The 19,091-nt window shown below is 33.6% G+C and carries 18 protein-coding genes; 6 read left to right on the plus strand and 12 right to left on the minus strand.

Annotated elements, in window-relative coordinates; translation table 11 throughout:
* Positions 1-13: 13 nt before the first annotated feature.
* The 7 genes from FOF46_RS15550 to FOF46_RS15580 all read right to left on the minus strand — a co-directional run bounded on the left by FOF46_RS15550 (position 14) and on the right by FOF46_RS15580 (position 6,919).
* A complete protein-coding gene (locus FOF46_RS15550) occupies positions 14-727 on the minus strand; it encodes an NADase-type glycan-binding domain-containing protein (protein ID WP_143917089.1) in 714 nt (237 codons plus the stop codon).
* A gap of 114 nt (positions 728-841) precedes the next feature.
* Complete coding sequence (gene nqrF, locus FOF46_RS15555) at positions 842-2,149, minus strand: NADH:ubiquinone reductase (Na(+)-transporting) subunit F (RefSeq protein WP_143917090.1); 1,308 nt, start codon at positions 2,147-2,149, stop codon at positions 842-844.
* A 1-nt stretch (position 2,150) separates the two neighbouring features.
* Positions 2,151-2,867, minus strand: coding sequence for an NADH:ubiquinone reductase (Na(+)-transporting) subunit E (nqrE, locus tag FOF46_RS15560; RefSeq protein WP_109438696.1), 717 nt, complete (start codon positions 2,865-2,867; stop codon positions 2,151-2,153).
* An 11-nt stretch (positions 2,868-2,878) separates the two neighbouring features.
* Complete coding sequence (locus FOF46_RS15565) at positions 2,879-3,571, minus strand: NADH:ubiquinone reductase (Na(+)-transporting) subunit D (protein ID WP_109438697.1); 693 nt, start codon at positions 3,569-3,571, stop codon at positions 2,879-2,881.
* A gap of 3 nt (positions 3,572-3,574) precedes the next feature.
* Positions 3,575-4,330, minus strand: a complete 756-nt coding sequence (locus FOF46_RS15570; protein ID WP_143917091.1) for a Na(+)-translocating NADH-quinone reductase subunit C — start codon at positions 4,328-4,330, stop codon at positions 3,575-3,577.
* A 2-nt stretch (positions 4,331-4,332) separates the two neighbouring features.
* Positions 4,333-5,559: an NADH:ubiquinone reductase (Na(+)-transporting) subunit B gene (locus tag FOF46_RS15575; protein ID WP_109438699.1), complete on the minus strand. Its 1,227-nt coding sequence runs from the start codon at positions 5,557-5,559 to the stop codon at positions 4,333-4,335.
* Positions 5,560-5,563: 4 nt separating this feature from the next.
* Positions 5,564-6,919, minus strand: coding sequence for a Na(+)-translocating NADH-quinone reductase subunit A (locus tag FOF46_RS15580; RefSeq protein ID WP_109438700.1), 1,356 nt, complete (start codon positions 6,917-6,919; stop codon positions 5,564-5,566).
* 415 nt (positions 6,920-7,334) lie between these two features.
* Here FOF46_RS15580 and FOF46_RS15585 point away from each other — a divergent pair, with 415 nt between their 5' ends.
* From FOF46_RS15585 to apaG, 3 genes are all read left to right on the plus strand, one after another.
* Positions 7,335-8,603 (plus strand): type IX secretion system plug protein, encoded by a 1,269-nt coding sequence (locus tag FOF46_RS15585; RefSeq protein WP_143917092.1) that lies wholly within the window; start codon positions 7,335-7,337, stop codon positions 8,601-8,603.
* Positions 8,604-8,681: 78 nt separating this feature from the next.
* On the plus strand, positions 8,682-9,836 hold the full coding sequence (locus tag FOF46_RS15590) for a DUF3667 domain-containing protein (RefSeq protein ID WP_143917093.1): 1,155 nt from the start codon (positions 8,682-8,684) through the stop codon (positions 9,834-9,836).
* 1 nt (position 9,837) lies between these two features.
* Complete coding sequence (apaG, locus tag FOF46_RS15595) at positions 9,838-10,224, plus strand: Co2+/Mg2+ efflux protein ApaG (RefSeq protein ID WP_109438703.1); 387 nt, start codon at positions 9,838-9,840, stop codon at positions 10,222-10,224.
* Here the strand turns inward: apaG and FOF46_RS15600 are convergent.
* Positions 10,217-11,212, minus strand: coding sequence for a DUF6695 family protein (locus tag FOF46_RS15600; RefSeq protein ID WP_109438704.1), 996 nt, complete (start codon positions 11,210-11,212; stop codon positions 10,217-10,219). The genes apaG and FOF46_RS15600 overlap by 8 nt on opposite strands.
* Positions 11,213-11,236: 24 nt before the next feature.
* A complete protein-coding gene (locus FOF46_RS15605) occupies positions 11,237-11,953 on the minus strand; it encodes an NRDE family protein (protein WP_109438705.1) in 717 nt (238 codons plus the stop codon).
* 316 nt (positions 11,954-12,269) lie between these two features.
* On the opposite strand from FOF46_RS15605, the gene pruA reads away from it, so the two are divergent.
* The 3 genes from pruA (at position 12,270) to FOF46_RS15620 (ending at position 15,630) form a co-directional block, all read left to right on the plus strand.
* The gene (pruA, locus tag FOF46_RS15610) at positions 12,270-13,898 is read left to right on the plus strand and encodes an L-glutamate gamma-semialdehyde dehydrogenase (protein WP_109438706.1); all 1,629 of its coding nucleotides are present in this window, start codon (positions 12,270-12,272) and stop codon (positions 13,896-13,898) included.
* Positions 13,899-13,998: 100 nt separating this feature from the next.
* The gene (locus FOF46_RS15615) at positions 13,999-15,108 is read left to right on the plus strand and encodes an FAD-dependent oxidoreductase (protein WP_143917094.1); all 1,110 of its coding nucleotides are present in this window, start codon (positions 13,999-14,001) and stop codon (positions 15,106-15,108) included.
* 54 nt (positions 15,109-15,162) lie between these two features.
* On the plus strand, positions 15,163-15,630 hold the full coding sequence (locus FOF46_RS15620) for a GNAT family N-acetyltransferase (protein WP_143917095.1): 468 nt from the start codon (positions 15,163-15,165) through the stop codon (positions 15,628-15,630).
* Between the two features lie 49 nt (positions 15,631-15,679).
* Here FOF46_RS15620 and FOF46_RS15625 read toward each other — a convergent pair whose 3' ends face one another.
* The 3 genes from FOF46_RS15625 to rsmG all read right to left on the minus strand — a co-directional run bounded on the left by FOF46_RS15625 (position 15,680) and on the right by rsmG (position 18,973).
* Complete coding sequence (locus FOF46_RS15625; protein ID WP_109438709.1) at positions 15,680-16,792, minus strand: YARHG domain-containing protein; 1,113 nt, start codon at positions 16,790-16,792, stop codon at positions 15,680-15,682.
* A 24-nt stretch (positions 16,793-16,816) separates the two neighbouring features.
* The gene (locus FOF46_RS15630) at positions 16,817-18,142 is read right to left on the minus strand and encodes a M949_RS01915 family surface polysaccharide biosynthesis protein (protein WP_143917096.1); all 1,326 of its coding nucleotides are present in this window, start codon (positions 18,140-18,142) and stop codon (positions 16,817-16,819) included.
* 201 nt (positions 18,143-18,343) lie between these two features.
* Positions 18,344-18,973 (minus strand): 16S rRNA (guanine(527)-N(7))-methyltransferase RsmG, encoded by a 630-nt coding sequence (rsmG, locus tag FOF46_RS15635; protein WP_109438711.1) that lies wholly within the window; start codon positions 18,971-18,973, stop codon positions 18,344-18,346.
* Positions 18,974-19,091: the final 118 nt, after the last annotated feature.

The raw sequence follows: 19,091 nt of genomic DNA on the forward strand, positions 1-19,091 counted from the left end.
AACATCAAGATTATTAATTCTTTATTTTTTGATATTCTTCGGGAGAATATCTTTTGATTAGTTCATTAATTTCATAAAAACTTATTTCTGAAATACATGTGTCATTATATATCGCTCCAACATTATCAACTTCCATAATTTCGAATTCTATGGCCACAAAATCGTTATACCCCATATGCTGAATATAATTTTGGCTAATATCAATATATACGGGAGAAATCGAAACTTTAGATAAAGAATCTCTTCTAAAACTCACATCTTTCCATTCATCAATTATATATTCTGAACCTCCCTCTTTTCCTACGGTTCTGATAGTAATATTAGCAACTCTATTATTCTTATACCAAATTTCTTCAGATTTTAAATATCCTGGAACTAACTTAATTGCATAAGGCAAAGCATTTTTATTCTTAAAAGTAATCCGAATTTTTTCTCCAATACCAGCATTCAAAGCACCTTCAACCCACGCGGTATGATCATTGTTATCAATAAGGTTGTTTTCTGAATAATTTTGATTTTTACTTCGTAAAACACTAGAGGCTTTGCAAGTATCTACTATCAATCGCTTTAACGTATATTTATTATAAAAAGCCCCATCAAATTCAATGATATTAACCAAAGAGTCTCTGGATATTTTTATGTTTTGGGAATATAATGTTGAACAAGTTAATAAACCAGTGCACAGAATTACAAATATTAAAACCCTAAGAATATCATATTTCATCATAGAAAACAGATTTATCCAAAAATAAAAAAACCGATATAATTACTTATACCGGTTTCCCGTGAATCATTTATATATTTTCTCTACTTAGAAGAAAATATTGATCAATACTATATTTTACCCTCCAAAGTCATCAAATCTGATATTCTCATCTGGGATACCAAAATCTTCACCCATTTTTTGAACAGCTTTGTTCATTAATGGTGGACCACAGAAATACAGCTCAATATCTTCTGGAGCTTCGTGATGATTTAGATAATTATCTATAACACAATTATGAATAAATCCTACAAATCCATCTCCCTCTGCATCAATATCTGCTTTCACTTTCCAGTTATCTTCTTCCAAAGGCTCAGAAAGTGCAAGGTAGAACTTAAAGTTAGGGAAACTTTTTTCTAAGTCATAGAAATGATCCAGATAAAACAACTCCCGCTTAGATCGTCCACCATACCAATAGGTCACTTTACGTCCAGTCGATAAGGTTTTGAATAGGTGATATAAGTGAGATCGCATTGGTGCCATACCTGCACCACCTCCTACATAAAGCATTTCTGCCTCAGATTCATTAATAAAGAACTCTCCATAAGGGCCAGAAATAACTACTTTATCTCCTGGTTTTTGAGCAAAAATATAAGATGATGCTACCCCAGGGTTTACATCCATCCATCCATTCTTTGCTCTATCCCATGGCGGAGTAGCAATACGTACATTAAGCATTATTTCTCTTCCTTCTGCCGGGTATGAAGCCATAGAATATGCACGCTCTACCGTTTCGTCATTTTTCATGACTAATGGCCAAAGACCAAATTTATCCCATTCTGCCTGGAATTTATCTGGAGTCTCATGCTCTTCTGGATGGGCAGTAATATCAATATCTTCATACTTAATCTCACATTGTGGGATTTCGATCTGAATATATCCACCCGCTTTATATCCCATATCTTCTGGAATACGTACTACAAATTCTTTAATAAAAGAAGCCACATTGTAATTACGAACTACTTCAGCTTCCCATTTCTTAATCCCGAATACCTCTTCCGGAACTTCGATATTCATATTTTGTTTTACCTTAACCTGGCAAGCCAAACGCGCTCCATGTTGCAATTCTTTTCGTGAAAAATGAGGCGTCTCTGTAGGTAACGCTTCTCCACCACCTTCTAATACGTGGCATTCACATTGAATACAGGTTCCACCACCACCACAAGCAGAGGGTAAAAATATTTTCTGAGCTCCCAAAGTAGATAATAATGTCCCTCCTGAAGCTACTTCTATTTCTTTTTCACCATTAATGGTAATCTTTACTGGTCCAGATGGCAGTAACTTATCTTTTGCAAATAATAAGATTCCTACTAAAACAAGAATCAGCACCAAAAACGAAATAATCGTTATTGCTATTGTACCACCGGTAGATGCTAAAAATATCATATTATTTAAGTGTTGTAACGTTAGTATTTTCGGCTACTTCTTTTGTAGTCTCTTCTTTTTCGACTTGAACTGATTTTGTCTCTTTTTTCTCCTCTTCATCTCCACCAGTTAACATTCCACCAAAACTCATAAAACCAATAGCCATTAATCCCGTAAGAATAAAAGTTATTCCTAACCCTCTAAGAGGAGCTGGCACATTAGAGTATCTGATCTTTTCGCGAATTGCCGCAATCGCAAGAATTGCCAAGAACCATCCGATTCCAGATCCGATTCCATAAACTCCAGCGTGAGTAATTGTTGCAAACTCTTTTTGCTGCATAAACAAAGACCCTCCCAAGATTGCACAGTTAACAGCAATCAATGGTAAAAATATACCTAATGAATTATAAAGTGATGGAGAAAATTTCTCTACTATAATTTCTACTAATTGTACCATTGTTGCAATGGTTGCAATAAAAAGTATAAAAGTCAAAAAACTTAAATCATAATCTGCATATTCTGGCCCTAACCACACCAAAGCTCCTTCTCTAAGAATGTATTTGTCTAATAAGAAGTTTAATGGTACTGTTATTGCCAATACGAATATTACCGCAGCTCCAAGACCTACTGCTGTAGATACTTTTTTGGAAACAGCAAGGTATGAACACATTCCTAAAAAGAATGCAAATACCATATTATCTATAAAGATCGATTTTAAAAATAATTCTAAATATTCCATGTTTCTTTATTTTAATGATCTTCGATTAATGCCTTATTTCTACTTCTCTGGATCCAGATAATAATCCCAACGGTAATTAACGCCATTGGTGCTAATACCATAAAACCATTATTTTCGTATCCCAAAGCATACAATCCTGTTTTTTCTATAGGATCTCCTAACACTTTAGCTCCGAATAACGTCCCTGATCCAAGTAATTCTCTAAAGAATGCCACAATCACTAATAAGACTCCATATCCGGCTGCATTTCCTATTCCGTCTAAGAAAGATTTCCAAGGTCCATTACCTAAAGCAAAGGCTTCAAAACGCCCCATAATAATACAGTTCGTGATAATCAAACCAATAAATACAGAAAGTTCTTTACTTAGTGTATATGCAAAAGCTTTTAGCACCTGATCTACTACGATTACAAGTGCAGCTACCACAACCAATTGAACAATAATTCTAATTTTGGATGGAATGATATTCCTCATTAAAGAGATGACTACATTTCCTATTCCTAAAACAAAAATTACTGAGATTGCCATAACGATGGATGGCTTTAATTGCGCTGTAATCGCTAATGCAGAACAAATACCTAATACTTGTATTGTAATTGGGTTATTATCAGCAAGAGGATCTGTAAGTAATTTCTTGTTTTTCTTTGAAAACAAAGGCTCTTTAGGCTCTTTTACTTTAACTTTTTCTTCTGTTACTTCAGCCATTTGTTATTTTTTTAAAGTTTCGAAATAAGGTTGATACATCTTTATTCCTTTCTTTACCATTGCCGTAACGCCATCGCCTGTAATTGTTGCTCCAGCCATGGCATCTACTTCATTATCACTTTTATCCACATTTTTAGGATCTGCATTTCCTTTTTTCACAGTAATTCCTTTATAGTTTCCTGAAGCATCTAAAATGCTTTCTCCTATAAAATCATCTCTAAAATATGCTTCCTTTATATTTGCTCCTAAACCTGGTGTTTCTCCTTTATGATCAAAGAACGCTCCTTTAACTGTCTTGAATTCTTTATCTAAAGAAACATAACCCCAAATCGCATCCCAAAGACCATTACCTCTCATAGGAACCACATAGTATTCCTGACCATCTTTCTTCCCTATAAACAAAGGCATTTTTCTCTGGTAATTAGGATCTTGCTTAACTTTATCGTTTTCTTTTTTTACCTCAATACTAAAAGCATCACTTGTTTTCTCTGCAGAACTTCCAGTAATAATATACTGTTCATCACCTACATATTTATCAAACAACTCCTGAGCTTTTTCTGCTGGTACAAATTCATTAGAATCCTCTGTATCTGCAACACCCATTGCAAATAAAATATTCTGTTGTTTTTCTGTACGCTTATTGGCATCTATTCTGTCTTTTAATGAAGATGCAGTAAATGCTAATAATGAACCGACCACAACTACCATTGCAATGGCAAATATGATCGTATATGAATTTTTATCTGTATTCATCGCCATGATTAAGCCGTTTTTAGTTTTAAACGTTTCATTCTTTTCTTGATATTACCCTGAACCACATAGTGATCGATCGTTGGAGCAAATACGTTCATTAATAGAATTGCTAGCATTACTCCTTCTGGATATGCTGGATTGAATACCCTAATCAATATAGAGATAAATCCAATCAAGAATCCATATATCCATTTCCCTTTGTTTGTTTGCGAAGCAGTTACTGGATCGGTAGCCATAAATACAACCCCAAAAGCAAAACCACCTATAATTAAATGATGCCAGAATTCTGTACTCATCAAACTATAGAATTTACTTCCTTCACTAATCCATTCTGCGCTTACAACTCCGTTAAAAATTAATCCCATAGCTAATGCTCCAAGAACTGCACTTGCCATAATTCTCCAGCTTCCAATCTTGGTAAAGATCAAAAACAATCCTCCTAGTAAAATCAATAACGCAGAAGTTTCACCTACAGAACCAGGAATAAACCCTAAAAACATATCAGCAACTGAGTATGAAATTTCTTTTCCTTGTGCCAAGCTTCCCAGGACAGTTTCACCTGATATTGCATCTAACTGTGCTCCACCGGCTATCTCGTTAGCTCTTTCTACAGCACCGTGTACCCATACTTTATCTCCAGACATCCATGTTGGATAAGCAAAGAACAAAAATGCTCTTATAGTAAGGGCTGGATTTAGTATATTCATACCTGTTCCTCCAAATACCTCTTTACCAATTACTACTCCAAAGATTACTGCAACTGCCAACATCCATAATGGTGTATCTATCGGAACGATTAATGGTACTAACATTCCTGTAACCAAATACCCTTCTTCTACTTCGTGTCCTTTTATTACTGCGAATAGAAATTCTACTCCAAGTCCAACTCCGTAAGAAATAACAACTAACGGCAATACCTTCCAAAGTCCTACAACAAGATTATCTATTGACCAGAATCCTGCACTAAAAAACCCGTTAGCTACAGCTTCTATTTCTCCTTCTGCAAGATGATGTTGATATCCTGCATTAAACATTCCAAAAATTAAACATGGTAGTAACGCCATGATTACAGTATTCATGGTTCGTTTTAAATCATCTGCTCCACGAACATGAGCTCCAGAATGAGTAGTCTCATTAGGCAAATACAAGAAAGTATGGATTGCATTGAATGCAGGGGCCATTTTTTTGCCTTTATATTTAAGTTTTAGTTTATGTAATTTATCTTTTAATCCCATAGCACTATCCTATTTCTTTTAACATTAAGTCTAACCCTTCTCTTATGATTTGCTGATGTGGTTGTTTAGAAACACATATAAATTCAGTCAGGGCAAAATCTTCAGGAGCAACTTCATACATACCTAACTGCTCCATTGCATCCAGATCATTTACCGCACAAGCCTTAAGTAATTGTAATGGGTAAATATCTAAAGGAAATACACTCTCATAGTTTCCAGTAACTACAAATGCTCTATGTTCACCATTTGTATTGGTATTTAGATCGTATTTTTTATTTGGAAACAACCAAGAAAAAGTAAGCGCTCTAGACGGTGATATTTTATTAAAAACAGGTTTATTCCATCCAAAGAATTCATAATCATCTCCTTCAGGAATTACCGTTATACTACTATTATAATACCCAAGATGACCATCGGGCTTTACGTTTTCACCGGTAAGAACATTACCGCTAATCACTCTAATATTTCCTTCATCTATAACTCCAGAATTGTACACTACAGAAGCTACTTCAGCTCCTATTTTGGTTCTATAGTACTTAGGTGTTTTAACCGAAGAACCTGCCAAAGCAATTGTTCTTTCTGCATTAAATTTCCCTGTAAGCAACAACTCTCCTATAATCAAAAGATCCTGTGGGCTTATTGTCCAAACTACTTCTCCTTTATTAATAGGATCTATCTTAGCTATTTGCACACTTACATTTCCTGCTGGATGAGGACCTGAAACCCTATGAACTGAAATATTATTTAAACCTGCTAATGGAGAATTTCCATTTTTCCCAACAGATACATGAACATTTCCTTTGGTTAGTTTACTTAATGCCGTAACTGCTACCTGGAGTTCATTCTCTTTCCCTGTCAACACATAGTCATTATCTGCTTCAAGAGGAGCTGTAGTGTAACCAGAGATAAAAATAGCTTTTGGAGTAGCGTCAGGATTTGCAATGACATCATAAGGACGTTGCTTAATAAAAGGCCAGCATCCCGAAGCCAATAAGTGTGCCTTTATAGCATCACCATCCATAGCATTTACATCTTTTGCACCAAAGTCTGCATATTGCTGTTCTTTATCTGCTAGAATTTTGAAAGCTAAAATCTTTCTTTTGGCACCACGCACTATTTCCAAAATCTCTCCACTTACTGGAGAAGGAAAAAGCATATTTTCATTAGATTTTGAGTGAAAAAGTGGTTCGCCGGCTTTAACTTCTGTCCCTTGTTTGGCAATAACTTTGGGGATTATACCGTGAAAATCGTCAGGCTTAATTGCGTAAACATTACTTGTAGTGGCATTTACAGTAACTTTCTCTGCTTCGCCAACAAGCTTAATGTCTAAGCCCTTTCTGATACGAATGTCTTTTGACATATTTGTAGTCTATGTTAATTAACTAAAAAAATCGTGCAAATTTACTAATTAAAACACGTAAGTGAAAGCAGGTTCTGTTATAAGATTTTATTTATAACGTTTCTAAATAAGTGTTTTTTTGATTCAAAAAAACAACATCTACTTTATGAGGCAAATATACAATCTCTTACCGTATCCTTTATCACATACATTTCATATTTCTTCAAATTTAAATACCACTATCCAAATAATTAACAAAACAATATCTGTGCATCCATATTTAAATTACCAGTCAAAAAAATAAAACAAAATTGAAAGTTCATCTCACAAAGAGTTTTTAGAACAAAAAGAAGTAAACACATTTCCTTTAACCATCTTGCAGGCAATAAAACTCTATTCTATTTGTTTATATTTACACCTGAAATCATTATTTATAATGCCAGAAAAACTTAGACAAATTTTATTCTTTTTTATATTTTCTATTGCGGCTTGCTATACCTCTTATACTCAGCCCATAATCAAAGAAACTCCAGCTGCAAGTCATATCAACACCATTCAATTTCTTACTGATGCAGAATTCGCGGGGGTACCTATTTTAAAAATAGGAGAACCCATAAGTATTGCTTTTGATGACACTACAGGAGATGAATCGGATTACTACTATAGAATAAGTCATTATAATTTTGATTGGACTCCTTCTGCTCTATACAAAAATGAATACCTGGATGGATTTGACGAAATTAGAATTGTAACCTATGAAAACTCATTCAACACGCTACAAATGTATAGCCACTATACATTAAACATCCCTAATGAAGATACCAGAAGACTTAAAGTAAGCGGAAACTACCTAATAGAAATCTACGACGACGATGATGAAGTCGTATTTTCAAGGAAATTTATAGTTTACGAACCTCTTACTACTGTAAAAGTATACACTAAGAGATCAAGGGACTTAAAATACATCAACACAAAACAATCTGTTCAATTTGAAATAAATTCTGCTAGAGAAATTCTAAGAAACCCCAAACAAACGGTAAAGACCTTAGTCATGAAGAACAATGACATTAACAGAGGAATTACCAATCTAAAACCTCAATTCACCATTGCAGATAAACTCGTATATAAATACGATCAGGAATCCAGTTTTTGGGGAGGAAATGAATTTTTATTTTTTGACAGTAAGGACATCAGAGCTTCCACAGTGAGTACCCGAAGAATTGAACTAGACGGAATTTACCACAACTATTTATATCCAAATATTGTAAGAGCAAATAGAAAATACACCTATAATCCAGATATTAATGGAAATTTTGTGATTCGAAATCTTGATGCAGAGGATAATAATGTTGAAGCTGATTATGTTTGGATGCATTTCTTTTTGGAATGCTATGAACCTCTCGACGGTGGAAAAATTCATCTTTATGGTAATTTTAATAATTACACCTTAGACGAATCTACTCTTCTCGAATATAATGAGAAAGACGCCATATATTACAACAAAAGACTATTCAAGCAAGGATTTTATAACTATAAGTATGTATTACTTAGACCAGATGGAACTATAGATCCTGGATTTATAAGTGGCAATTTTGATGAAACCGAAAACGAATACACCGTGATACCTTATTATCGTGCCCCGGGCGCACGTTATGACAGAGCTATCGGAAAAGGCGTAGCTAACTCAGCAAATATTACAAACTAAAATAATTCCTAATTTATTTTTTGGGATTGTAATAAACTCCTCCTATTTTAGACCCCTACCGGCTAAACAACTAAAAAAATGAAAGAAACGGGGAGATTTCTTAAAAAGTACAGAGGAGACGAATGTCTTAACTGTGGAGTTCCTTTGGACATTATAGATAGATACTGCAATCATTGCGGACAAATAAACACCAATAAGAGATTATCTCTTAAAGATTTTTTTAGTGAGTTTTTTGCCAGTATTTTTTCTTATGATTCCCGATTAAGACACACTATAATTGCATTACTTTTTAAACCTGGAAAAATCTCAAAAGAATACATTCAAGGTAAACGAGTAAAATACGCTAATCCATTTCGATTCTACCTTAGTGTTTCTATCATATTTTTTATCATTAATGGTTTATTTATTGATTTTGATGGCTATAGAACAGAAATGGAAGATAAAGCTAAATTCGGAAAAGAAGCCATCGATGAGATCAAAGAAAGTATCAAAATGGATGATTCTACAAAGCAAAAAATTAGTGATCAAATATTAACAACTAATGGCATCCCTGAATCTGAAAAAGATAAAATTAGCCAAGAAATCCTAAATGCGGATGGACTTTCTTTCTTAGATATTGAGGAAGATACTCCCAAAGAAGTTGTCTATTATTCACAAGAGCAAATCGATAGTATCGGATTCTTTAAAAGAGGCTTTAAACTTTGGGCAATGTATAGAGATTATTATAAAAAAACAGAAGAGAAATCTACGTATAGAGCTTTATCAGAATTAAAACATAAAAAAAACCAACTTAACAAATACGTTTATCACAGAGTTTTAAAAACCAAATCAATAGAAGAAAACTATGGGCAAGAGTTTTTTGAATTCATATTTAACAAATTACCTTTTATAATTTTCTTCTTCCTGCCATTTTTTGCTTTAGGCATTTGGCTTTTATACATTAGAAGACCTTTCAATTATATGGAACATCTAGTTTTTATATTCCATACGCAAACCATGTTTTTCATAGTAATTGGTCTCGCTATTCTAATTTCTAAAATCTCAAACGTCAATACATTTTTTAATATCGCAATGCTTGTTTTCTTATTTTACCTGTATAAAGCCATGCGAAAGTTTTATAATCAAGGGAGAGGTAAAACTATTGTTAAATTTCTGTTAGTGAATGTATTATTTTTTATATTAGCAGGTGTAGGTTCTGTACTAACTTTAGTAGGATCCGTGTTTATATTTTGATATGGTTCAACAAATTACCAGAGGTATAAAAATTTCGGTGGACACCACCTTTGAAGGCACGTTCTATAAGAACTACAAGATTCACTTTGCCTTTGGTTATCGCATTACTATTGAAAACCAAAGCAAAGATTCTGTACAGCTCACTTCACGTTTTTGGGAGATCAAGGACGCCCTTAATAACACCGAAATTGTCGAAGGCGAAGGAGTAATCGGAAAAAAACCTGTCCTAAAACCTGGAGAATCTCACTCTTACAATAGTGGATGTTTACTTAGCTCACCTTTTGGAGCAATGAAAGGACATTATAATATGGTTAATTTTACATCTACTCGAAAATTTCAAGTAATGATTCCCGGTTTTAAGTTAAGCGCCCCTTTTGCACTTAATTAGTAATAATTTCTACCTGTTCAAACCTAAATCTTTTCTCATCTTGTTCTATGTGACAATATTTACAGTTAGAATCATATACAAAATGATGCTCTTTGGTGATATCAAAACCATCTCTTGTTGCTCTAAACAATCCTTTAAAATCTTCTTCTCCATATTCAGTATATCTTCTGATTTCAAAAAGTTGTTTTTGCAAAGATTCCTTGATTATGAAATATGCACTACTTCCAATCCCAGAAAGAAAATGAGCATCTTTTAAAAAATCTGGCACCACGACCTTTTTCTTTTCTTCAAATGGCGGTATTTTTTTATCAAAATAATTAGTGAGATTTTCCCTGAAGACCGAATTTGGATACTCCACAAGAACTCCCTTTTCTACTTGGTATATCTTATTCTCCATAGATCCTTTTTCAACATTCCCCAAAGGACTTGGAGTAAATAATTTATTTCTCAACAAAGGAGTTCTTATTCTAGAATTATCGGTACTCTTCAAAATTGTATCTGTAACTATTCTTGAGCAATTGCTCCCTTCTTTTCTAAAAGTAGAATACGGGATACTTCCTCTATCCTGTGTTTCTAGAACATATTTTTTTGCTTTATCGTAGAAAATATAATCACATACAGACGCCACCAAACGTCCACTGCCATGAGTTTTTTCAGGATGCTTTTCTAACCATAACAAAAATTCGTTGATATTAGCCAATTTACCATCTGTAGTAAACGTAGCTTTAAATGGTATCTCCAGCTCTACATCTGTAATAGCACTCCTAACCCTTCCTTTTCCGTGAGGTGTTATATATCGTCCAAAATCATAATATTCTGCAATACCAGTTTTATTTTCGATAAGCACAAAAGCTGCGTGCCCCGCCTTAATAACTCCATTCTTACCCAAGCCAAACAATTGCAATAAACTTGAAGCATTTTTTTCATCAGAAAAACGAACAAAAGTATCGGGAAACGCAAGCGAAATTATTTTGCCTGTATAGTTCAATCTTCTTAATTTAAAATCATCTTTCTAAGCCGTTATCGCTTCAAAAACCACAGTACTTACTTCTTTATTTTGTAGATTTTCATATCGCATAGAAAGCTCTTCTTCTTTTTTTACGATTTGAGTAATACTTCTGGTTTTTAAAAAACCTCGATCGATTTGCAGATCTACATCTTTATTTCCTATTCCAGCATTTTTATGAAAATCCAAGAGGGAATTTGATGTCAATACATTCTGGCTCTCATAAGCAGAAAACCATTCTTTACGCATAGCTTTCATCTCCTTGGTATACAAAGTAGAAGATGACCATATATGCATTTCTTTCTTTAACCTTTTAAAATGTTTTTGTTGTCCATCCCAGACAAATTCAAAAAACAAAAGGTCAGATTGCCAATTTGCAGCCACAATAGTAAAAGGCTCTATTCCTTTACAATTATAGGTCAAAATTGCTTCTTCTAGATGATCTGCTTCTAGCAAATCTTTAACAACAACACCTCTACTTTGCCTATACGACAAAGATCTTTCATGGATTTCAAAACCTCCATTAAGCAAACATATCATTGTATTCTTATCACTCACCCCTATCCAAGTGCCTCCGGCAACGGCGTCCTTTGGGAATAACATTCTTGTTTTATTCACCTGATAAAATTCAGGAAGTAATGTTTTTCGATTTATGGCCTCATCACGATTAGAGGTAAGGATAAAATTATTTTCTTGAGTTGGAATTAACGTAACTGTACACATAAATTTTGGGTCGCCTAAATATCTCACAACTTACAAAAAAAATTACATACTCTACACCTTTATAGCTCCAAAAGGTTAAGTTCGTTTTTCTTTAACTTTGTTTACCAACCTTTAACATCTTTTTCTTATAGATGTAAATGTTATACCTTTTAAAACAAAGGAATCGACAGAAGAATTTTACTTATTTTGTGTGTTTTTTTTGCATAAAAGGTTAAAATAGATTTTAGCCATCATAATTTTTTATCTTTGCAATCCTAAATGACTAACTCATTTTGAGAAACACATCTTACTAATTTAAATTATAACACATTACATTATGGGAAAAGGATTTTTTCAAGTTCCTACAGCTATAAACGAGCCTGTAAAGTCATATGCTCCTGGAACTCCTGAAAGGGAAGAAGTTTTGGCAACATATACAGAAATGTACAATACTACTATCGACGTACCTTTATATATTAATGGCGAAGAAATTAGAACCGGAGACACTGCTACAATGACTCCTCCACATGAGCACCAACACATACTGGGAACATACCATAGAGCAGAAAAACAACACATCCAGAAAGCAATTGATACTGCATTGGATGCCAGACAGCAATGGGCCGATCTTGCATGGGAACAACGTGCTGCAATTTTCTTAAAAGCTGCCGAATTAATTGCAGGACCTTACCGCGCAAAAATCAATGCAGCTACTATGCTGGCCCAGTCCAAAAATATATTTCAAGCAGAAATTGATGCTGCTTGTGAGTTTATTGATTTCTTACGTTTTAATGTAGAATTCATGACTCAAATTTATGAAGATCAACCAGATTCTACTTCGGGTGCATGGAATCGATTAGAATATCGCCCATTGGAAGGTTTTGTATATGCTATTACTCCATTTAACTTCACCGCTATTTCAGGAAATCTTCCCGCAAGTGCTGCTTTAATGGGAAACACTGTCGTATGGAAACCTAGTGATAGTCAAATTTATTCAGCAAAAGTCATTGTTGATATTTTTAAAGAAGCTGGTGTTCCTGATGGTGTGATTAATGTTGTATATGGTGATCCTGTAATGATTACAGATACGGTTTTGGCTAGTCCTGATTTTGCAGGAATTCACTTCACAGGAAGCACACATGTTTTTAAAGATATTTGGGCAAAAATCGGAACTAATATTCATAATTATAAAACATATCCAAGAATTGTAGGAGAAACCGGTGGTAAAGATTTTATTGTTGCTCACCCTAGTGCAAATGCAAAACAAGTTGCCACAGGAATTTCTCGCGGTGCATTCGAATTTCAAGGACAAAAATGTAGTGCCGCTTCCAGAGCATATATCCCAAAAAGCCTATGGACTGATGTAGAGAAGTTTTTAAAAGAAGATATAAAGTCTTTCAAAATGGGATCTCCAGAAGACATGAGTAACTTTATCACTGCCGTGATTCATGAAGGGTCTTTTGATAAACTAGCCAAATATATTGATCAGGCTAAAAATGATAGTGATGCAGAAATCATTGTTGGAGGTAATTATGATAAAACTAAAGGATATTTTATAGAACCTACGGTAATCCTTGCAAAAGATCCAAAATACACAACAATGTGTACTGAACTTTTTGGCCCTGTGATCACAATTTATGTATATGATGACAACCAATGGTCAGAAACCTTAAAGTTAGTTGATGAAACCAGTGAATATGCCTTAACCGGAGCTATATTTTCTACTGATCGTTATGCTGCGGCAGAAGCTACCAAAGCGTTACAAAATAGCGCAGGTAATTTCTATATCAATGATAAACCGACTGGTGCAGTCGTAGGGCAACAACCATTTGGTGGTGCCAGAGCATCAGGAACTAATGACAAAGCAGGATCATACCTCAACTTACTGCGTTGGGTATCTCCTCGTACTATAAAAGAGACTTTTGTCACACCGGTAGATTACAGGTATCCTTTCTTAGGAGAATAAACCTACTATACCCAAACAAAAAAGCGTCCAATGGGCGCTTTTTTTGTTTGGGTATACCGGCTTAAACATTTAATTTTACTTGAAACCATATATACACAAAATGAAGAAGGTACTAATTGCGGGAGGAGGAATAGCAGGGCTTGCTATTGCTAGGATGCTCCAGCACAAAGGGCATCATATAACACTAATAGAAAAACAACCCAAATGGCAAATTTCGGGTACTGGGCTATATATCCCTTCTAACGGAATTGTAGCTTTAGATAAAATAGGGTTAGGTGATATGGTTAGAAAAGAAGGTTTTATAGTAAGTTCTCGACATATTATGGATTCAAATGCCAAAATGTTACTAGAGCTAGATCTCGAAAAAATATGGGGAAGAAAAAAAGCTTGTGTTGGAATTAAAAGAAAAAAACTTCATGATATTCTTATAGATGGTATTGATAAGGTTAACATCCTATTTGACACTACTATAAAAAATTTAAAAACCGATCCTCAATATATCGATATTGAATTATCTAATGGTCACAAAGAAAAATACGACTTGGTTATCGGAGCTGATGGTTTATATTCTAAAACCAGAACATTGATATTTGGAGATATCCCTTTGAGAAAAGTTACCGCTCAAGTATGTCGTTTCATCATCAAAAAACCTAAAAAAGTCAATTCATGGACACTATTTATAAGTGCTATAGGCCAATTTCTAATTATTCCAATAGATAACGATTCTGCATATTGCTATGTAAATCGAAAAACAAAAGGCCTAAAAACATTTGACAAAGAACTCTATATGGAACCTTTCAAAAAATTTGCTTCTCCTGTTCCCGAAATTCTTGAAAAGTGGTCTCCTGATCATTCTTATTGGAATGACCTTGAAGAACTCCCAAAACTACCTATTATGGGTGATGGAAGACTAGTGCTAATTGGAGATGCCGCACACGGAATGCCTCCTTTTATGGCTCAAGGAGGAGCATTAGCTCTTGAAGATGCTGCAGTGCTTGCAACCCTATTAGAAGATGAGGATTGGAGCAACGTAGCCTCTACTTTCTCCAAAAACAGAACGCATCGTATTGAATGGACAAGGATTCGTAACCAAAAACGAGAAAAACTTTCTAAACTACCGTATTGGATTGCTAAACTAGGATTAAAAAAAGTAGGAGAAAAAAACTGGACTGAAGATTACAAACCACTTGCCGAAACTCCGAACTGGTAGGTTAACAATAAAACTCTATTTAGCGCACATAAAAAACAATAAATTTTGAAAAACATGATTACAATACGAACCGCCAAAACAGAAGACCTCCCAATACTTCTTAATTTTGAACAATTACTCATTGAAGCAGAGCGTCCAATGGATGTTACTTTAAAGTTAGAAAAGATTAGCTATTATGATATAGGTGCCTACATCACGGCTGATCATACCCAGGTAGTCGTTGCCGAAATTGATGGAGAAATTGTAGGAAGTGGCTATGGACAAATTAGAGATCGAAAGGACTTTTTTAAACAAAAACAACTTGGATATATCGGTTTTATGTATGTAAAAGAAGAACACCGCGGTAAAGGAATAAGTCAAATGGTAATCCAAAATCTATATGAATGGTTCAGAAGTAAAAACCTTGAAGAAGTTCGCTTAACCGTCTATGAAAAAAACCCCAGAGCTATAAAAGCTTACGAAAAAACAGGTTTTGAGAAACATTTAATCGAAATGCGGGTCAATCTAAAAGATCAAGATTAAAAAAATCAATATTCTAAATAAATATCGTTGTTACTTTTAATGCCTTGTCTTAGAAAGAGACATTAGCTTTTAAAAACTTTAACCAATTTTTCTCCGCTTTTGTCAAAGGTTCTAATTCTGCAACATAAGTAGGATTTTTTGTATACCAGGATTGTTTCTGATAATATGCTTGTATAAAATCTGTTTTAAAAACATATCCTCTCCTTGCATAGGGTAAATTTCTTAAAATCTTATACGATTTTTCATCTTTTACATCTTGTAATTTTTCCTGAAAGGAAATATCAAAAGGAATAATTGTACATTCTTGTGCATCAAACTCTTCTTTTTGACAATACTGGAAATTCCTGGATGACGATATATATAACTCATCTTTGGACACGAAATTTTTCTTATGAAATGTCAGGGAACCTTCTTCAATATAAAAATCTGTAAATTCCCTCTCTTTATTAAAACTCTTCAATCCTTTTCCTGTTATTTCCCAATCCTCATTACCGGAATAAAATGACTTATTGATACTAAAACTCGCTTCATTTCCCATATCAACAATAAGTGTAAAATCGTCTATCTGCTTATTGGACCAACGATTAGCAGCAGTTAATATATAATCAAATGAATACTTATCCATTACCGAACCCGAAAGCTTAAAGATATACTTATGCCTAATTACATTCTTTCCTTTTTTAAAATTTGCATTAAAATGATAGACATAATAAAATTCGGGGTCATTGGTATTAAAATCACTCCCTATAACTTCATTTTCTGTCTTTGCCAGAATCTCACCATTTTTATAATATAAGCTATCTGAAACGATAGCAGTTTTGTAAGAAAGGTTAACAGTATTCATCTCTACTGAAAATCTATTAATATATGGATGCTTTCCATTAATGGGATATCCATCTACATCTCCAGAAGGAGACGGTGCTTCAAAACCCACAAGAACCTTTTTGTCATTACCATGATTATAAAACTCATAGTATACATCTACACTCAAAAACTCTTCCTTATACCGGGTTACTTTCAATATTTCTTTTGTAACAGCAATATCTGCATCGGTTATAGGAACCAAATGATTTCCACTTGCATAATAGGCTCCATCATTGGCAAAAAAAACCTGTGTAGTTGCTATAAGCAACCATAAAAGACATCGTATACTATACTTCATATTCACAATTTATAAAAATCAAGTTTATCCAGCCATATCACTTCTATCATATATCAATCTATCTCCTTCTAAGGTAAAATATAAAAATATATTATACTCTCCGCAAGCCTCTTCCTCTTCTGCATCTCTACCCGTATTTATCCCATAACTAATAGATAACTTATTTTCATTCAAATATATTGAATATATATAATCACAATTATCTCCGGGAATTTCAACCGTTTTATCTACTGTATAACTATTTTTTAATGCGTTTAAATCCAAATGCTGAAATAGTTGATAAAGACTTGGGTGACTTTTTTCTGATAGTATGGTTGATTTTTCAATAAAGACTTGTCGCGTTAAGTACCCATTTTGAGCTTCTATGAGCTTATTTAACTCTTCATCTCTTTTTACAAATAGATAATCTTTGGTGGGAAAATCAATAAATTTAGACAATTCTACCTTATTTTGATCTGCAAGTGCTTTTTTCATCTTTTGAAGCTGATTTACAACCAAATAATTTAAATAAAACTTGTTATTATCTGGAGTATATCCATCTATAGCTTCTATTTCATTGCTATATTTTGTTTGACTTCCTCCCCCCATATGGGTAGCTCCCAATGCCATTTCCTTTTTCCAACCTCCAGGAAAATAAGCATGTCCTTTCTCTGTCATCATCTGCATCTTTTGTTTTACTACATGCTGTATTTTGACAGGCAACATATAAAACTCTTTATCCACAGTAGTATATCGTTCATCATCCATTTCACTATTCTGATGTCGTATTCCTATCTTTTTCCCTTTATAATAAATTAAAACCTTAACCCTTCCATCATTATACATGTCTTGACCTGATGAACCATAAATAACTAAAGGATCTATCAACCCATCTTTATCCAAATCTGAAAACTCAGAATATTTTGTCCAAAACCAAATTGATTCTTCACCTTCCTTTTTAAAATCATTTGTAGTATAATTAATTTTAAATTGTTTATCTCTATATATTAAATTAAATGCTCTAATACTATCATACAGCGATTCTTCCTTTTCATTGGTTTTTAAAAAGTGTTCTGTAAAAACTGCATAATGTTCACCTTCGTGGTCGTTATAAACATATGCTTTCCAAATCCCATAATTTATCCCTAACTGATCTTTTATCTTCTTTGTAAAAAGGGATTGAATTTCTTCCTTAGAAAGCTCTTTTGATGGCTCTATAAGAACGACCTGGTCAAGAGTTTCTGTTTTCATTACCGTTATCGAGTCTATTTTGGAATCTTTATGACTCGTCTCAGTTTGTGACTTACTACTTTGCTCTTGACAGGATATAAAAATCAGTATAAATAAGCATGTTAGTAATTTCTTTATCATACAGAATCATCTTAAATTATTTGTCTCTTTATATCGGTTCTAATGGTTTAAAACACACATTCTACAAAAAAAGGTTTGAACGGTAATTTTAAAACACTAAAATACTTTTAATTTTAATGATATCTATCAGCGATAAAAACTTGCTTGATTTTAATGAATATTTGATAATCATTTATCATTATTCGCAGTAAATAGCAAACATTAAACTTTATATTTTAATGGCAAGTACACTACTTTTTTAGTTTCGAAAAACTCAGAATCAAAATAATCAGAAAGTTTATATTCTATTGCTTTTGGGAATAACGATAATTCTTCGGTTAAATCACCCCCTTTAAGATACAAAATACCATTTTGAAATTCGTGTTTATCCTTTTTCAAAGTGTTCTTGCGAATCCATTTTACAAAATCGGGCATATTGGTAACTGCGCGACTCACTATAAAGTCGAAACGATCATCAAAAGTTCCCGCCCTACGTTGCTCTGCTTTTACATTTGATAAACTCAGTGCTTTAGCTACTTCATTAACAACACGTATCTTTTTGGCGATTACATCAATTAAATAAAACTGAGTTTCTGGAAATAAAATTGCCAATGGTATCCCTGGAAAACCTCCTCCTGTACCAACATCTAATACCTTCGCTCCGGGAACAAACTTCATAACCCTGGCTATCCCAAGAGAATGCAATACATGCCGTTCATAAAGTGATTCAATATCTTTACGCGAAATCACATTAATTTTGGCATTCCACTCTGCATATAATTCTCCCAGTTTTGAGAATTGAACTTTTTGTTCTTCTGTAAGGTTCGGGAAGTATTTTAGTATAATATCCATCAATAATTAAATTAAAGCACAAAAATACATGTTAAGATCATATATTTTACTTCTTTTTAGGAACTTAAAAAAATTTAAATACCTAACTTTACCCAATATAATTATAATCAATAACGTT

It is taken from the genome of Aquimarina algiphila (assembly GCF_007489275.1).
Taxonomy (GTDB): domain Bacteria; phylum Bacteroidota; class Bacteroidia; order Flavobacteriales; family Flavobacteriaceae; genus Aquimarina; species Aquimarina algiphila.

Bases quoted from the DNA above. Each gene is read 5' to 3' on its own strand.
- FOF46_RS15590 (WP_143917093.1), top strand. From the start codon at position 8,682: ATGAAAGAAACGGGGAGATTTCTTAAAAAGTACAGAGGAGACGAATGT.
- apaG (WP_109438703.1), top strand. From the start codon at position 9,838: ATGGTTCAACAAATTACCAGAGGTATAAAAATTTCGGTGGACACCACC.
- nqrE (WP_109438696.1), bottom strand. From the start codon at position 2,867: ATGGAATATTTAGAATTATTTTTAAAATCGATCTTTATAGATAATATG.
- rsmG (WP_109438711.1), bottom strand. From the start codon at position 18,973: ATGGATATTATACTAAAATACTTCCCGAACCTTACAGAAGAACAAAAA.
- FOF46_RS15550 (WP_143917089.1), bottom strand. From the start codon at position 727: ATGATGAAATATGATATTCTTAGGGTTTTAATATTTGTAATTCTGTGC.
- FOF46_RS15565 (WP_109438697.1), bottom strand. From the start codon at position 3,571: ATGGCTGAAGTAACAGAAGAAAAAGTTAAAGTAAAAGAGCCTAAAGAG.
- FOF46_RS15630 (WP_143917096.1), bottom strand. From the start codon at position 18,142: ATGATAAAGAAATTACTAACATGCTTATTTATACTGATTTTTATATCC.
- FOF46_RS15580 (WP_109438700.1), bottom strand. From the start codon at position 6,919: ATGTCAAAAGACATTCGTATCAGAAAGGGCTTAGACATTAAGCTTGTT.
- FOF46_RS15575 (WP_109438699.1), bottom strand. From the start codon at position 5,559: ATGGGATTAAAAGATAAATTACATAAACTAAAACTTAAATATAAAGGC.
- FOF46_RS15570 (WP_143917091.1), bottom strand. From the start codon at position 4,330: ATGGCGATGAATACAGATAAAAATTCATATACGATCATATTTGCCATT.
- pruA (WP_109438706.1), top strand. From the start codon at position 12,270: ATGGGAAAAGGATTTTTTCAAGTTCCTACAGCTATAAACGAGCCTGTA.
- FOF46_RS15605 (WP_109438705.1), bottom strand. From the start codon at position 11,953: ATGTGTACAGTTACGTTAATTCCAACTCAAGAAAATAATTTTATCCTT.
- FOF46_RS15585 (WP_143917092.1), top strand. From the start codon at position 7,335: ATGCCAGAAAAACTTAGACAAATTTTATTCTTTTTTATATTTTCTATT.
- FOF46_RS15620 (WP_143917095.1), top strand. From the start codon at position 15,163: ATGATTACAATACGAACCGCCAAAACAGAAGACCTCCCAATACTTCTT.
- FOF46_RS15615 (WP_143917094.1), top strand. From the start codon at position 13,999: ATGAAGAAGGTACTAATTGCGGGAGGAGGAATAGCAGGGCTTGCTATT.
- nqrF (WP_143917090.1), bottom strand. From the start codon at position 2,149: ATGATATTTTTAGCATCTACCGGTGGTACAATAGCAATAACGATTATT.
- FOF46_RS15625 (WP_109438709.1), bottom strand. From the start codon at position 16,792: ATGAAGTATAGTATACGATGTCTTTTATGGTTGCTTATAGCAACTACA.